At 73.8% G+C, this 14742-nt stretch carries 13 protein-coding genes; 10 read left to right on the forward strand and 3 right to left on the reverse strand.

Features of this window, described 5'->3' with window-relative positions; genetic code table 11:
* Window positions 1-253: 253 nt before the first annotated feature.
* From I3F58_RS19355 to I3F58_RS19365, 3 genes are all read left to right on the forward strand, one after another.
* The gene (locus I3F58_RS19355) at window positions 254-1306 is read left to right on the forward strand and encodes a C40 family peptidase (protein WP_240109894.1); all 1053 of its coding nucleotides are present in this window, start codon (window positions 254-256) and stop codon (window positions 1304-1306) included.
* A 242-nt stretch (window positions 1307-1548) separates the two neighbouring features.
* Window positions 1549-2595, forward strand: coding sequence for a C40 family peptidase (locus tag I3F58_RS19360; protein ID WP_240109895.1), 1047 nt, complete (start codon window positions 1549-1551; stop codon window positions 2593-2595).
* 241 nt (window positions 2596-2836) lie between these two features.
* Complete coding sequence (locus I3F58_RS19365) at window positions 2837-4111, forward strand: hypothetical protein (RefSeq protein ID WP_240109896.1); 1275 nt, start codon at window positions 2837-2839, stop codon at window positions 4109-4111.
* Here the strand turns inward: I3F58_RS19365 and I3F58_RS19370 are convergent.
* Window positions 4078-5349 carry a glycosyltransferase 87 family protein gene (locus tag I3F58_RS19370; RefSeq protein ID WP_240109897.1) on the reverse strand — a complete coding sequence of 424 codons (1272 nt, stop codon included), beginning with the start codon at window positions 5347-5349 and terminating at the stop codon, window positions 4078-4080. The genes I3F58_RS19365 and I3F58_RS19370 overlap by 34 nt on opposite strands.
* A 78-nt stretch (window positions 5350-5427) precedes the next feature.
* Here I3F58_RS19370 and I3F58_RS19375 point away from each other — a divergent pair, with 78 nt between their 5' ends.
* On the forward strand, window positions 5428-6570 hold the full coding sequence (locus tag I3F58_RS19375; RefSeq protein WP_240109898.1) for a glycosyltransferase family 4 protein: 1143 nt from the start codon (window positions 5428-5430) through the stop codon (window positions 6568-6570).
* Between the two features lie 85 nt (window positions 6571-6655).
* Here I3F58_RS19375 and I3F58_RS19380 read toward each other — a convergent pair whose 3' ends face one another.
* The gene (locus tag I3F58_RS19380) at window positions 6656-8467 is read right to left on the reverse strand and encodes a long-chain fatty acid--CoA ligase (RefSeq protein WP_240109899.1); all 1812 of its coding nucleotides are present in this window, start codon (window positions 8465-8467) and stop codon (window positions 6656-6658) included.
* A 281-nt stretch (window positions 8468-8748) separates the two neighbouring features.
* Between I3F58_RS19380 and I3F58_RS19385 the strand changes: the two genes are divergently transcribed.
* From I3F58_RS19385 to I3F58_RS19410, 6 genes are all read left to right on the forward strand, one after another.
* Entirely contained in the window at window positions 8749-9525 is a 777-nt protein-coding gene (locus I3F58_RS19385) for a metallophosphoesterase (protein ID WP_240109900.1), read from the forward strand.
* 105 nt (window positions 9526-9630) lie between these two features.
* Window positions 9631-10080: an SRPBCC family protein gene (locus tag I3F58_RS19390; protein WP_240109901.1), complete on the forward strand. Its 450-nt coding sequence runs from the start codon at window positions 9631-9633 to the stop codon at window positions 10078-10080.
* A 412-nt stretch (window positions 10081-10492) separates the two neighbouring features.
* Window positions 10493-11638: an ArsA family ATPase gene (locus I3F58_RS19395; protein WP_240109902.1), complete on the forward strand. Its 1146-nt coding sequence runs from the start codon at window positions 10493-10495 to the stop codon at window positions 11636-11638.
* A gap of 33 nt (window positions 11639-11671) precedes the next feature.
* A complete protein-coding gene (locus tag I3F58_RS19400) occupies window positions 11672-12139 on the forward strand; it encodes a DUF5304 domain-containing protein (protein ID WP_240109903.1) in 468 nt (155 codons plus the stop codon).
* A gap of 66 nt (window positions 12140-12205) precedes the next feature.
* Window positions 12206-13147 carry an ROK family glucokinase gene (locus I3F58_RS19405; RefSeq protein ID WP_240109904.1) on the forward strand — a complete coding sequence of 314 codons (942 nt, stop codon included), beginning with the start codon at window positions 12206-12208 and terminating at the stop codon, window positions 13145-13147.
* Between the two features lie 103 nt (window positions 13148-13250).
* The gene (locus I3F58_RS19410; protein WP_240109905.1) at window positions 13251-13997 is read left to right on the forward strand and encodes an endonuclease/exonuclease/phosphatase family protein; all 747 of its coding nucleotides are present in this window, start codon (window positions 13251-13253) and stop codon (window positions 13995-13997) included.
* 20 nt (window positions 13998-14017) lie between these two features.
* On the opposite strand, the gene I3F58_RS19415 is transcribed toward I3F58_RS19410, so the two are convergent.
* Window positions 14018-14551, reverse strand: coding sequence for a hypothetical protein (locus tag I3F58_RS19415; protein WP_240109909.1), 534 nt, complete (start codon window positions 14549-14551; stop codon window positions 14018-14020).
* Window positions 14552-14742: the final 191 nt, after the last annotated feature.

The following is a 14742-nucleotide window of genomic DNA, read 5'->3' on the forward strand; positions in this document are numbered from 1 at the left end:
CAGGGTGGGGCGCGAGTAAAGAATGATACTCGGCGGCGAGAATTTTCGTATGAGGATTTGAACTGATCACAACTCGGTCACTAGGGTCTGGCCTCGAACCTTCACACGGTTGATCACTCATCCGGAGTGTCAGTGAAGGAACCGCCTAATCCGTGCAGTTCGGACAGTTTCGTGGGGGATCCGGACGCGTTGCGCGGAGCCGGGGCACGACCTCAGCCCGGCAGGCGGCGCTAGGAAGAAGGAGCTCGCCTCCGTGGCGTCCCACCGTCGACCCAAGCAGCCGAGCCGCGCCCGCGTGACCGTGCTCACCGCGACCGCGGCCGCCGCCGTGGCCCTCACCTCCCAGTCCGCGTCGGCCGCGCCCCAGCCGACCAAGGAAGAGGTCAAGGCCAAGGTCGACAAGCTCCACCACGAGGCCGAGGTGGCCACCGAGCAGTACAACCAGGCCGAAGAGCGCCGAGAGAAGCTCCAGGGGGAGATCAGCGCCCTCCAGGACAAGGTCGCCCGCGGCCAGGAGGAGGTCAACACCCTCCGCGACGGCATCGGTTCCGTCGCCGCCGCGCAGTACCGGGGCGGCGGCATCGACCCGGCCCTCCAGCTCCTGCTCTCCTCCAACCCCGACGACTACCTCGACCGGGCCTCGGCCGTCGACCAGTTGACGGCCAAGCAGGCCGAGACGCTGGAGTCCATCCAGGAGAAGCAGCGCACCCTCGCCCAGCAGCGTGCCGAGGCCACCGCGAAGCTGGCCGACCTCGAGGACGTCCGCAAGACCCTCGGGGACAAGAAGGAGAAGTACCAGGGCAAGCTCGCGGAGGCCCAGAAGCTCCTCAACACGCTCACCGCCGAGGAGCGGCGGAAGATGCAGGAGGAGGAGCAGCGCAAGGCCCGCGAGGCCCAGGAGCGCGCCAGCCGCGCCACCAGCGAGTCCCGCCCCGACCTCGGCGACGAGGCTCCCGCCTCCAACCGCGGCGCCGCCGCGCTCAGCGCCGCGGCCACGCAGGTCGGCAAGCCGTACGTCTCCGGTGCCGAGGGCCCCAACTCCTACGACTGCTCCGGACTCACCCAGTGGGCCTACCGCCAGGCCGGTGTCAGCCTCACGCGCACCACCTACACCCAGCAGAACGACGGGGTGAAGATCGGCCGCAGCCAGCTCAAGCCCGGCGACCTGGTCTTCTTCAACAACCTCGCGCACGTGGGCCTCTACGCGGGCAACAACACCGTGCTGCACGCCCCGAAGCCGGGCGCGTATGTCCGCTACGAGTCGATGAACTACCTCGGTACGTTCCAGTTCGGCGTGCGCATCTGATGCGTTGATATGCGCGGGTGGTGCTCCAGACGCGCTAACCGCCCGCCATGCGCGCCCGATCGGGGGAAATAACCGCCCCCGAACTGACGCCCCGCCCCGCCGGTGACCTGTGTTTCCCGGCGGGGCGTCACTTTGTGCGCCTCCTGAGGTCTTTGGCCGGGCCGTCACCGCCCGGCTACTGTCTGCCGCGCAACAGCCCGCCACAGGCACCCGCCTGCGTACCGCTGAAGGGAGCGCGGTTCGTGGCATCCCATCGCCGTACCTCACCCCCGGGCCCCGCCCAGAGCGCCAAGGCCGCCAAGGCCACCGTCCTGTCGGCCGCCGCGGCCACCGCCGCCGCCGCGCTCGCGGCCCCGGTGCACGCCGAGCCGGCCGGCACCCCGACCGCCGAGGCGACCCGGGCCCGCGTCGACCGGCTCTACACCGAGGCGGAACAGGCCACGGAGAGCTACAACAAGGCCGGCGAGCGCACCGCGGAGCTGCGCGGCCAGGTGGCCAGGGCCCAGGACAGCGTCGCCCGCGGCCAGGAACGCATCAACCACATGCGCGGCGCGCTCGGCTCGGTCGCCGGCGCCCAGTACCGCTCCGGCGGCATCGATCCGACGCTCGCCCTGCTGCTGTCCAAGGACCCCGACACGTTCCTCGACCGGGCCGCCACGCTCGACCGGATCAGTGAGCGGCAGTCCGGCGCGCTCGTCGAACTGCGCCGGGCCCAGCAGCGGCTGGACCAGGAACGGGCCGAGGCCACGCGGGCGCTCGGGGAGCTGGAGCGGAGCCGGGCGACCGTCGCGCGGCACAAGCGCACGGTCGAGAAGAAGCTGGCCGAGGCCCGGGCGCTGCTCAACTCGCTCACGCGGGAGGAACGCGCGGCCGTCGACCGTGCCTCGCGTTCCGGCGCCCGTGAACAGGGGCCCGTGCCCGCCGTGTCCGGAGCCGCCGCCTCCTCGCGGGCCGCCATGGCCGTCCAGGCGGCCCGCTCCGCGGTCGGCAAGCCCTATGTGTGGGGCGCGAACGGCCCCAACGGCTTCGACTGCTCCGGCCTGATGCAGTGGTCCTACGCGCAGGCGGGCGTGGGGCTGCCCCGCACCTCCCAGGCCCAGCGGAACGCGGGCCGCCATGTGCCGCTGTCCGAGGCCCGCCCCGGGGACCTCGTCACCTACCGCTCCGACGCGAGCCATGTCGCGATGTACATGGGCAACGGCCAGGTCGTCCACGCCCCCTACCCGGGGGCGCCGGTGCGGTACGACCCGGTGGGGATGATGCCGGTCTCGGCGGTGACGCGGGTGTAGGCGGTGAAACGTTCCCCGCACCGCCTCCTCCCGGAAGTGCGGGCGCGCCCGGGCCCCTGCCCGGCGCGGCTGACGGAGCCCGCCGGCGGGCGCCGGGCGGGCCGAGGTCCCGCACCCCCGGTCCGGGAGACGTCGGTACGGGGGAAGATCCGCCGGAGCGGCCACGGCGTGGGTGGCGGGACCGTACGATCGGGGGCGAGTCCGGCCGGGAAGGGGTGGTGGCGTGGTGCGCCGGGGATGCGTGGCGCTTCTCGTCCTCGTCGGTCTGGCCCTCGGCCTGAACGGTTGTACGACGCCCGGCGATCCGGGCGGCGCGGCCGGGCGGAACGGGGACGCCCGGGGGATCCAGGGCGCGCTCGACGCACGCGCCGAGTCGGTGCTCGCCCGCGAGGTCGCGCCCGACGACCCCGCGGCCCAGGAGCTGTCCCACCTCGCGGACGTCCCGCTCGCCTCCTGGACGTACCGGATTCTCCAGGTGCGCCAGGAGGGTCCGCGCACCGCGGAGGTGCGGGCCGAGCTGAGCTACACGCTGGAGGGCCACGGCGCCGCCGGCCCCGTCAGCGGGGAGCGCGCGCTGAAGCTGTGGCGGGAGCGGGAGGGCAGCCCGTGGCGGGTCCACGACGACCGGCGGGCCGAGGGCGCGGCGGCGCAGCTCTGGGAGCAGGGACGGGTCGACGTGGTGCGCGGGGCACGCAGCCTGGTGCTCGGGGTGGGCCACCGCAAGGACCGGCTCCGGGAGCTGGCCGCCGTCGCGGACCGTGCCGTCCCCGCCGTGGCTGAGGCCTGGACCGAGCCGTGGGCGCAGGGCGTCGTCGTCCTGATGCCGCCGTCGGTCGACGCGATGGGCGAGCTGCTGGGGGAACCGGCGGCCGGGTACCGGGGCATCGCCGCGGTGACGACGGGCCGTACCGGGGGCCACCGCACCGGGCGGGCCGTCGGCGGCGGGGACCGGGTGATCGTCAACCCCGAGGCGTACGAGACGCTCGGTGACTACGGGCGGCGCTTCGTCCTCACCCACGAGACCGCCCATGTCGCCACCCGCGCCCACACCTCCGCCGCCACCCCGCTGTGGCTGTCCGAGGGATTCGCGGACTGGGTCGCCCACCGGGACTCCGGCGCTCCGGGGCCCGCCCGTCACCCGACCGCCGCCCCTGACCGACGTGCTTCGCGCGGCCCCTCCCCGGTCGAGGCCGCACCCGAGCTGCGGCGTGCCGTACGGGCCGGGAAGGTGCCCGACGCGCTGCCGGGCGACGCCGACTTCACCTCCGGCGGCGACGACACGGCGGCCGTGGCCCGCGCCTACGAGGGCGGCTGGCTGGCCTGCGCGCTCATCGCGGACCGGTGGGGCGAGGCGAAGCTGACGGCCTTCTACCAGGCGGTCGGTGCTCACGAGGACCGGGGCGGCGCGATGGAGGAGGCGATGCGTACGGTCCTCTCCACCACGCCGGACGCCTTCACACGCCTGTGGCAGGACCGGCTGCGTCAGGACCTGAGCAGCGCCGACCCGGCACGCTGACCCTCCCCGGGGCCGCCGCTCCCGAGGTACGCGGCCTCCCGCAGGGCCGGTTCGGTCACCGTCTGTCGCCACAGCTCCCGGCACGCCAGCAGCGAGGCCGCGACCAGCAGGCCATTGCGTGCGAGGAGCAGGGTCAGGCCCAGCGCGTCGCTCTGCACCACATGGGAGAACCAGATCGGGAACTCCAGCAGCGTCACCCCGGTCGCCGCCACCACCAGCACCGCCGCCGAGCGCATCCGGCTGGCCCGCCACACCAGGCACACCGACGCCAGTCCCACCAGCCACAGCATGTACTGCGGGCTGATCACCCGGCTGGTCGTCGTGAACAGCAGCACCGCCGCGAACGCCGCGTCGCACAGCGTCGTCTTCCCGAACTCCCGCGCACGCAGCCGCCAGAGCACCAGCCAGCCGAACGCCAGCACGGTCAGTGCCAGCGCGCCCCTGCTGACCAGCGGGACATACGGCCCGAGGAACTCCACCGACCCGTAGTTCAGCCGGACCTCACCCTCCCAGGAGCCGAAGAAGCGCAGCACATGGAAGACCAGCGCGCCCAGGGACTCCACCTCCGTGCCCCGGTCCCGCTGGAACCCGAGGAACGCCAGCGCGCCCGGCGCCGCCGCCACACAGCCCAGCAGCACGGCCACCCCCGACAGGGCCGCCGCCGTCCACGAACGGCGGGTGACCGGCCCCCGCCCGGTGCCCACCAGCAGCAGCACCGGCCACACCTTGAGCAGCGCCCCCACCCCGGCCAGCGTGCCCATGACCCGTGGATGCCTCACCCCGGCCAGCAGCGCCGCCACGGCGATCGCGGTCACCATCACGTCGTAGCGGGCGTACGAGGTCGGGCCCAGCAGCGGCAGCCCGACGATCCACACCCAGGCGCCCGCATAGCTCTTGCCGGGCCGCCCGCCCGTGTACATGAGCAGCCCGAACACCGCGATGTCGCAGAGCAGCGCGAGGACGAAGAAGGCGTGTGCGTACTCCAGGAACGGCAGCAGCGCGGGGGAGAGGATCGCGGCGGCGGCGGCCGGCGGGTACTGCCAGGTCACGTCGTCCAGCGGAAAGGTGCCCTGCTGGAGCACCAGATACCAGTTGTGGTAGATCACCGACACGTCGGTGGTGACGTCCGGACCCGGGACGAAGACGACTCTGAAGGTGTAGAGCAGCAGCACAGCCCGGGAGGCGAGCCACACGGCCACGGGGGCAGCGGGCAGCCGTCGTCCGCTCGCGTACGTCATCGGTACCTCGGTCCGTCCGGTTCGGTTCGGGTGGCTGAGCGGTGTGCGGGGCCGTCGTTCGGTACTGTTTCGGCCACGATGCACAAGACGCTGATCGTAACCAACGACTTCCCGCCCAGGCCGGGCGGGATCCAGGCGTTCCTCCACAACATGGCGCTGCGGCTCGACCCGGACCGTGTCGTCGTCTACGCGTCCACGTGGAAGCGCGACAGGGACGGTGTCGAGGCCACTGCCTCGTTTGACGCCGAGCAGCCGTTCCCGGTTGTCCGCGACCGTACGACGATGCTGCTGCCGACGCCCCGGGTGACCGCCCGCGCGGTGTCCCTGCTGCGGGAACACGGCTGCGGGTCCGTCTGGTTCGGCGCCGCCGCGCCCCTCGGCCTGATGGCGCCCGCGCTGCGCCGGGCCGGGGCCCGCAGGCTCGTCGCCACGACGCACGGGCACGAGGCCGGGTGGGCCCAGCTCGCGGGCTCGCGACAGCTCCTGCACCGCATCGGGGAGGCCACGGACACGATCACGTACCTCGGGGAGTACACCCGCTCCCGCATCGCCGCAGTGCTCAGCCCGGCCGCCGCCGCGCGGATGGTGCAGCTGCCGCCGGGCGTCGACGAGAAGAGCTTCCACCCCGGCTCGGGCGGCGCCGACGTGCGCGCCCGGCTGGGGCTGGCCGACCGGCCCGTCGTGGTGTGCGTCTCACGTCTGGTGCCGCGCAAGGGCCAGGACACGCTGATCGCCGCGATGCCGAGGATCCTCAGGGAGGTGCCGGACGCCGTTCTGCTGATCGTCGGCGGCGGTCCCTATGCCAGGGACCTGCGGCGGCTCGCGGACCGGCTCGGAGTGGCCGATTCCGTACGTTTCACCGGTGCGGTGCCATGGGAGGAGCTGCCCGCGCACTACGGGGCGGGCGATGTGTTCGCCATGCCCTGCCGGACCCGGCGGGGCGGTCTGGACGTCGAAGGGCTCGGCATCGTCTACCTGGAGGCTTCCGCGACCGGCCTCCCCGTCGTCGCCGGAGACTCGGGCGGGGCGCCGGACACGGTCCTGGAGGGCGAGACGGGATGGGTGGTCCGGGGCGGATCCCCCGAGGAGACCGCGGACCGGATCGTCCCGCTGCTGCGGGACCCGGAGCTGAGACGGCGGATGGGGGAGCGGGGGCGTCTGTGGGTGGACGAGCGATGGCGGTGGGACCTGCTGGCGGGGCGGCTGCGGGAACTGCTGTAGCGCCGCAGCGGGAGGCCCGTCGCCCGGACCCCGGCCGACGGCGGCCCGGGGTCCGCGCCACGCCTACGGGCCCCGGACACCGCGCTCACGCGCTGTACAGCGCCTCGATCTCGTCCGCGAAGTCCTTCGCCACCACGTTCCGCTTCAGCTTCAGAGAGGGCGTGATGTGCCCCGCCTCCTCGGTGAACTGCGCCGACAGGACCCGGAACCTCCGCACCGACTCCGCCTTCGACACCGCCGCGTTCCCGTCGTCGATGGCCTTCTGCACCTCCGCCAGCAGCTCCGGGTCGTCCCGCAGGGACGCCGCCGTGGCGTCGGACGGCTTGCCGTGCTCGGCCGCCCAGCGGACCAGGAACTCCTCGTCCAGGGTGACCAGCGCGGCCACGAACGGGCGCCCGTCGCCCACCACCATGCACTCGGCGACCAGGGCGTGCCCGCGGATCCGGTCCTCCATCACCGCCGGGGCGACGTTCTTGCCGCCCGCCGTCACCAGGATCTCCTTCTTCCGGCCGGTGATGGACAGATAACCGTCCTCGTCCAGCGAGCCCAGGTCGCCGGTGTGGAACCAGCCGTCGGCCAGCGCGTCGGCCGTCGCGGCCTCGTTGTTCCAGTAGCCGGTGAAGATGTTCTCGCCCTGCAGCAGCACCTCGCCGTCGTCCCCGATACGCACCCTGGAGCCCGGCAGTGGCTGCCCGACCGTGCCGATCTTCTGCCGGTCCCACGGATTGAACGCGGTCGCGGAGCAGGACTCCGTCAGGCCGTACCCCTCCAGCACGGTGAAGCCGATGCCGCTGTAGAAGTGGCCGAGCCGCTCACCCAGCGGCGCGCCGCCCGAGATCGCGTACTCGCAGCGGCCGCCGAGGACCGCACGGAGCTTGCTGTACACCAGCACGTCGAACAGCTTGTGCTTCAGCCGCAGTCCCAGTGAGGGCCCGCCCGGGCGGGACTTGGCTCGGCTGTACTCGATGGCGGTCTGCGCCGCCCTGTCGAAGATCTTGCCCTTGCCGTCGGCCTGGGCCTTGGCCCGCGCCGAGTTGTAGACCTTCTCGAACACCCGGGGGACGCCCAGGATCAGCGTCGGCCGGAAGCTCGCGAGGTCGCCGGTGAGGTTCTTGATGTCCGGGACGCAGCCGAGCCGGATCGGAGCCAGCACGGACGCGATCTCCGTCATCCGCCCGAAGACGTGCGCGGCCGGCAGGAACAGCAGCACAGAGGAGTCGCCGGTCTGGAACAGCGGCTTCAGCCGCTCCACGACGTTGCCGCACTCCGCGAAGAAGTTGCGGTGGGTGAGCACACAGCCCTTGGGGCGGCCCGTGGTGCCCGAGGTGTAGACGATCGTGGCGGTGTCGTCGGCCTTCGCGGCCGCACTCGCCTCGTCGACCGCCTCGTCCGGGACGTCCCTCCCGGCCTCGGTCAGCTCCGCGATCGCACCCCGGCCGTCTCCGTCGAGTTGCCACACGTGCTTCAGCGCGGGCAGCCCGTCCCGTACGGACGCCACCGCCTTCGCGTGGCCGTCGCTCTCCACGAGCGCCGCGACCGCGCCGGAGTCGCTGAGGATCCACTGGATCTGCTCCGGCGAGCTGGTCTCGTACACGGGCACGGTCACCGCGCCGGCACACCAGATCGCGAAGTCCAGCTGGACCCACTCGTAGCGTGTGCGGGAGAGCAGCGCGACCCGGTCGCCGGGCCGTACGCCCTGGGCGACGAGTCCCTTCGCGGCGGCCCGCACCTCCTGGAGGAAGCGGGCGGCGGTGACATCCGTCCAGGTGCCGCCCGCGCCCTCCTTACGGGCCATGACGGCCACGTCCGGGTGCTGCGCTGCGTTGCGGCGGACGAGATCCGTCAGATTGCCGTCCGCCGGGACCTCGTACAGGGCCGGAAGGCTGAACTCGCGCAAGGCTGCTGCTCCTCATCGGGCGCCGACGCCACGGCTCTGTGTGGATTGCGCCGGTCTGCGGTCCATGGCAGGCCGCACTCAGTGGGGTGAGCACGACTGGACTGCCCGGACGTTACCCACCAGTACGCGGTTCCCGATAGGGGGTCCTGGCCAGATGTTCCGTGCGTCACACGTCGTGGGCGTACTTCGCGCACAGTAGTCCACACCCGTCACAACGGGAAAGTAACCGCAGGTCCGGCCGTACCGACCGGGTCGGGAGCCGAGTTCTAGGGTGGGTCTTCATGCGAGTTCATGTGGTCAGCGACGTACACGGGAACGCCCGGGATCTGGCCAGGGCGGGGGAAGGCGCCGACGCCCTGCTCTGCCTCGGGGACCTCGTCCTCTTCCTCGACTACGCGGATCATGCGCGCGGCATCTTCCCCGAACTGTTCGGTGAGGCGAACGCCGACCGGATCGTCGCGCTGCGCGGCGCACGACGCTTCGACGAGGCCCGCGCCTTCGCCCGCGACCTGTGGGCCGGGCTCGCGGAGCGCGGCATCGACAGGGACACGGCCATCGAGTCCGCGGTGCGCAAGCAGTACGCGGAGCTCTTCGCCGCCTTCCCCGCGCACACCTACGCCACATACGGCAATGTGGACATACCGTCCTTGTGGCCCGAGTTCGCCGGACCCGGGACGACCGTCCTGGACGGTCAGCGCGTCGAACTGGGCGGTCTCGTCTTCGGCTTCGTGGGCGGCGGGCTCCCGTCCCCGATGCGGACGCCGTACGAGATTCCCGAGGAGGAGTACGCGGCGAAGGTGGAGGCGCTGGGGGACGTCGACGTCCTGTGCTCGCACATCCCGCCGGACGTCCCGGAGCTCACCTACGACACCGTCGCCCGCCGGTTCGAACGCGGCAGCACGGCCCTGCTGGACGCGATCCGGCGGGTCCGGCCCCGGTACGCGCTCTTCGGGCACGTCCACCAGCCGCTGGTGCGGCGCATGCGGGTGGGCGCGACGGAATGTGTGAACGTGGGCCACTTCGCGTCCTCGGGGAGGCCCTGGGCCCTGGAGTGGTGACGCCTCCCGGACCGGCGGTGGCGGCGGCCCGGGGCCAGCGGTGGGCGCGGGCGGGTACGCGGTAGCCTTCCCCCACGTACCGAGCCCCCTGGAGGAGCCAGAGCGATGGCGGAACACACCAGCTCAAGCATCACGATCGAGGCCGCGCCGGCCGACGTCATGGGCGTGATCGCCGACTTCGCGCGCTACCCGGAGTGGACGGGCGAGGTGAAGGAGGCCGAGGTCCTGTCGAAGGACGACACCGGCCGTGCCGAGCAGGTCCGCCTGGTCCTGGACGCCGGGGCGATCCGCGACGACCACACCCTGGCGTACACCTGGACCGGCGACCGGGAGGTCTCCTGGACCCTGGTCAAGTCCCAGATGCTCCGCGGACTGGACGGCTCCTACCGCCTGGCACCGCTGGGCGGGGGGACCGGCACGGAGGTCACGTACCAGCTGACGGTGGACGTCAAGATCCCGATGCTCGGCATGATCAAGCGCAAGGCGGAGAAGGTCATCATCGACCGGGCGCTGGCGGGTCTCAAGAAGCGAGTCGAGTCCACCCGGGCCGCGTAACCGCCGCCGGAGGGGTGCCCCCTCCGGCGGCGGGTGCCCCGCCGTGTGCGGCGTTCCCCGCGCGGGGCGGGGCACCGGCCGCCTGCGGTCGGGCCGCGGCTCTCCGGGGGCTCAGCTCCGCGCGACACCCCCAGCCGGCCCGGTGCCGTGCGGCTCCCCGCGTCCTCCGCGTCCCCGACTTCGCCGGGGGCGAGGGCACACCCACGAAGAGGCCCCCTGAGCTGCGGGCGCTCGTTCCGCCTGGGCGGCCCCCGGACGCAGTGCTCGCGGGAGGGAGGGGCGGCTCAGTCCCTCCGGCCCGGGGCAGGGGAAACCGTCCCCCCCGGCCCGCGCCCCGTGCGAGCCGACCCGTGGGGCCCGCAGGGGGAGCGCCCGGCGAGGTGCGGGCGGGCGCGCCGGTACGGTGCAGGGCATGCGTACGCTCCTCGTCACCGGCCCGGGCGGCGCCGGACGCACCACCCACGCCGCCGCCACCGCCCTGACCGCCGCCCACCAGGGCCTGAACGTCCTCCTCATCAGCGGCGACCCGGTCGACTGGCTCCCGCCCCATGAGGCGCGCGGCCGCCTCACCCTCCGCGCCATACGCCCCGCGGAGCACTTCCGCGCCGAACTCCTCGCGCTCCAGGACCACGCCGCCCCCGCCCTGGAACTCCTCGGCGCCGCCCGCTTCGACGGCGAGGAGGTCACCGAACTCCCGGGCAGCGCCCACCACGCCTACCTCAAGGCCCTCCGCGACGCCGCCGACGGCGGCCACGACCTGACCGTCGTCGACCTGCCTCCCCTCCGCGACGCGATCGCCCTGCTCGCCCTGCCCGCCCAACTGCGCCGCTACCTGCGCCGCCTGCTCCCGGCGGAGCGTCAGGCCGCCCGCGCCCTGCGCCCCATGCTGGCCCAGCTCGCGGGCGTCCCCATGCCCGCCGAGTGGCTGTACCGCACCGCCGCCCGCTGGGACGCCGAACTCTCCGCCGTACAGGACCTGATCGACGCCCCCGCCACCGGCGTACGGCTCGTCGTCGAACCCGGCCCGGCCGCCGCCGACGCCCTGCGCACCGCCCGTGCCGGGCTCGCCCTGCACCGGCTCCCGATCGACGCGGTCGTCGCCAACCGCGTGCTGCCCACCACCTCCCCCGACACCTGGCTGGCCGGGCTCGCCGCCGAGCAGCAGGCCCATCTGAAGGAACTGCGCGACGCGTACGAGCCCGTACTCCCCGTGCACGAGGTGCCCCATCTCGGCCGCGACCCGCGCACCGCCGCCGACGACCTCGCCCCTCTCGGCCACCCGCCGCAGAAGCCGTGCGTTCCGGACTGGACCGTCGAGGACCGCCGTGCCGAGGACGGCGTCCTCGTCTGGCACATCCCGCTGCCCGGCGCCGCCAGGAGCGACCTCGGCCTGGTCCGCCGCGGCGACGAACTCGTCCTCACCGTCGGCCCGTTCCGCCACCTCGCCCCGCTGCCGTCCGCGCTCCGCCGCTGCACCGTCTCCGGTGCCGCCCTGCGCGACGGCACCCTGAGTGTCCGCTTCACCCCGGACCCCGGGCTGTGGCCCCGTACCCCCTGAACACCGCACCGCCGTTCGGGTACCGTCGATGGCATGAGCGACGCCACCGACCGACCCGAGTCCGGCCCCGACGCGGACGCCTGGGCGCGGGCCTGTGCCGAGGACCTGGCAGCCGAGCGAGCCCGGCGCCGGGGGCAGGAGGAGCCGCCGCCCGGCTCCGCCGCCGAGGAGCTGCGCAAGCTCGTCGACGCCGTCACCGACAAGGTCGCCGCGCTCGGCATGCCGCTGATCGGCAAGGACGCCCAGGACACCGTGCGTCAGTTCGTCGACCAGGCCCGCTCCGCCATGGAACCGGTCATCGAACGCAACCCGCAGGTCTTCGATCACCTCGCGGCGGCCGGAGGCGAGCTGCTCGCCGCGTACCGCTCCGCCGTCCGGGGCCACGAAACCCGCTGGACCCGGGGCGACACCCCGGCGGACGGACCGTCCCCCCGTACGGACGGGCGAGAGGACGGCGGCGGAGGGCCCTCCGGCAGCGAGCGCATCGACCTGGACGACTGAGCAGGTCCATGCCCGCCCTCCGGTACGGTTGGGCACAGCGGGGCTCGACCGAAAACTGAGGGACACATGGGACTCACCATCGGCGTCGACATCGGCGGCACGAAGATCGCGGCCGGCGTGGTCGACGAAGAGGGCACCATTCTCGACATCCACCGGGTGCCCACCCCGTCGACACCCCAGGGCATCGTCGACGCCATCTGCGCGGCCGTCTCCGAGGCGGGCAGGGGGCATGACGTCGAGGCCGTCGGCATCGGCGCCGCCGGATACGTCGACGACAAGCGCGCCACCGTCCTCTTCGCACCGAACATCGACTGGCGGCACGAGCCGCTGAAGGACAAGGTCGAGCAGCGCACCGGCCTCCCGGTCGTCGTCGAGAACGACGCCAACGCCGCCGCGTGGGGCGAGTACCGCTTCGGCGCGGGCAAGGGCCACGACGACGTCATCTGCATCACGCTCGGCACCGGCCTGGGCGGCGGCATCATCATCGGCAACAAGCTGCGCCGCGGCCGGTTCGGTGTCGCCGCGGAGTTCGGGCACATCCGGGTCGTCCCCGACGGCCTGCTGTGCGGCTGCGGCAGCCAGGGCTGCTGGGAGCAGTACGCCTCCGGGCGCGCCCTCGTCCGCTACGCCAGGCAGCGCGCCAACGCCACGCCGGAGAACGCCGAGATCCTGCTGGGCCTGGGCGACGGCACTCCCGAGGGCATCCAGGGCAAGCACATCAGCGACGCGGCCCGGCAGGGCGACCCGGTCGCCGTCGACTCGTTCCGCGAGCTGGCCCGCTGGGCGGGCGCGGGCCTCGCCGACCTGGCGTCGCTGTTCGATCCGTCCGCGTTCATCGTCGGCGGCGGGGTCTCCGACGAGGGCGAGCTGGTCCTGGACCCGATCCGCAAGTCGTTCCGCCGCTGGCTGGTGGGCGGAAGCTACCGCCCGCACGCCCAGGTGCTGGCCGCGCAGCTCGGCGGCAAGGCCGGGCTGGTCGGCGCGGCGGACCTGGCCCGGCAGGGCTGAGCACCCGGGGCGCACACCGCTTCCGGACACGCGCCCCGGCCCGTACGACAGCGCCCGCCGCGCCCCCTGGGGATGCGGCGGGCGCTCCCGTATGGTGCGCGGCATGGCGCCGCTTCCCGCACTGCCCGACTCCCGCACCGAGCCGGATGGTTCCGCCGTGATCCGCGTCCTGAGCTACAACATCCGCTCCCTGCGGGACGACGAGGACGCCGTGGCCCGGATCATCCGGGCCTGCGCGCCCGACGTGGTGTGCGTCCAGGAGGCACCCCGCTTCTTCCGCTGGCGCCGGCACGCGGCGAGGCTCGCCGCCAGGAGCGAGCTGCTGGTGCTGTCCGGCGGGGCCACGGCGGCCGGGCCCCTGCTCCTGTGCTCACTGCGGGCGACCGTCGAACGGACGGAGGACGTGCTGCTGCCGCGTACGCCCGGACTGCACCGGCGGGGCCTGGCCTCCGCCGTCGTCCGGATCGGGGGCGCCCGGCTGGGACTGGTCAGCTGTCATCTGAGCCTGCGCGCCGACGAGCGGCACGCCCAGGCGGGCCTGCTCCTCGACCACCTGGCCGCGCTGGAGGTGCCGCACGCGGTCGTGGCGGGTGACATCAACGAGCGGCCCGGTGGCCCTGCGTTCCGGCGGCTGGCCGGAGAGCTTCAGGACTGCCGGACCGTACGGCCCTGGGGCGGCGAGCACACCTGGCCGGCGTCCGCCCCGGACCGGCGCATCGACGCCGTGTACGCCACGAAGGGTGTACGGGTCCTGGGCTGCGGCGTCCCGGTCGGCCTGCCGGACACGGACCTGAGGGCGGCCACGGACCACCTGCCGGTCCTGGCCGCCCTCCACGTCCCCGCCGCCTGAGACCCCCGGCCGCCCGGGGCTCAGACGACCGCGCCGCGCCCCGGGTCGTCGTACTCGTCGTCGTCCCCGTGCTTCATCCGGGCCACCAGCGTCGCGAACCCGCCCAGGAAGCCGCCCACGCTCAGCGTGGTCAGCCACCAGGTCATCTCCCACTCGAACAGCACCGCGAGCAGCAGCAGCACGGGCCCGCCGACGACGGCCAGCCACGCGAACTTGGTGGTCGTGTCGGCCTCCGGCAGCGGCGGCGGCTCCGGCGGCACGAAGTGCCCCTCGTCGTCGCCCTCGCCCGCGGGCCCCTCGTCCCTGGGCTCGGCCGGTGAGTAGTCGCGCGGCCCGCCCACACCCGGGGCGAACACCACGGAGCTGCCGAGCGCGGGCTTGCCGCCGCCTCCGCTCGCGTTCCGCCTCGGCTCGTCCTCGTCCTCGGCTTCCGGCGTGTCCTTCTCCAGCCCGGCCAGTTCCTCCACCGACCGAAACGGTCTGGCCCCCGGCGGATCCGGCGGCTCCTGCCCGAAGCCCGCCACGATGGCGGCCCACGCCGCCTCCTCGTCCAAGTCCGGTCCCGCGCCGCCCGGCCCCGGCGTGCCACCGCCCGCGCGCTCGGCCTCCGGGCCCCGCGCCCGCCCGCCGTCCTCCGCGGTCTCGCCGTGCCCGGTGCCCGGGGCGCCCTCGGGTCCGTCGGCCGCCGTCGCGCCACCGGCCGGCCGCGTGGCCGCCGGGTCTCCGGCCGCCTCGGGGTGCCGGG

Source organism: Streptomyces sp. MUM 203J (assembly GCF_022414595.1).
Taxonomy (GTDB): Bacteria; Actinomycetota; Actinomycetes; order Streptomycetales; family Streptomycetaceae; genus Streptomyces.

What these genes read in the sequence shown, in the direction of transcription:
- I3F58_RS19370 (WP_240109897.1), bottom strand. Translation starts at nt 5,349, where the DNA reads ATGACGTACGCGAGCGGACGACGGCTGCCCGCTGCCCCCGTGGCCGTG.
- I3F58_RS19375 (WP_240109898.1), top strand. Translation starts at nt 5,428, where the DNA reads ATGCACAAGACGCTGATCGTAACCAACGACTTCCCGCCCAGGCCGGGC.
- I3F58_RS19385 (WP_240109900.1), top strand. Translation starts at nt 8,749, where the DNA reads ATGCGAGTTCATGTGGTCAGCGACGTACACGGGAACGCCCGGGATCTG.
- I3F58_RS19390 (WP_240109901.1), top strand. Translation starts at nt 9,631, where the DNA reads ATGGCGGAACACACCAGCTCAAGCATCACGATCGAGGCCGCGCCGGCC.
- I3F58_RS19395 (WP_240109902.1), top strand. Translation starts at nt 10,493, where the DNA reads ATGCGTACGCTCCTCGTCACCGGCCCGGGCGGCGCCGGACGCACCACC.
- I3F58_RS19400 (WP_240109903.1), top strand. Translation starts at nt 11,672, where the DNA reads ATGAGCGACGCCACCGACCGACCCGAGTCCGGCCCCGACGCGGACGCC.
- I3F58_RS19405 (WP_240109904.1), top strand. Translation starts at nt 12,206, where the DNA reads ATGGGACTCACCATCGGCGTCGACATCGGCGGCACGAAGATCGCGGCC.
- I3F58_RS19410 (WP_240109905.1), top strand. Translation starts at nt 13,251, where the DNA reads ATGGCGCCGCTTCCCGCACTGCCCGACTCCCGCACCGAGCCGGATGGT.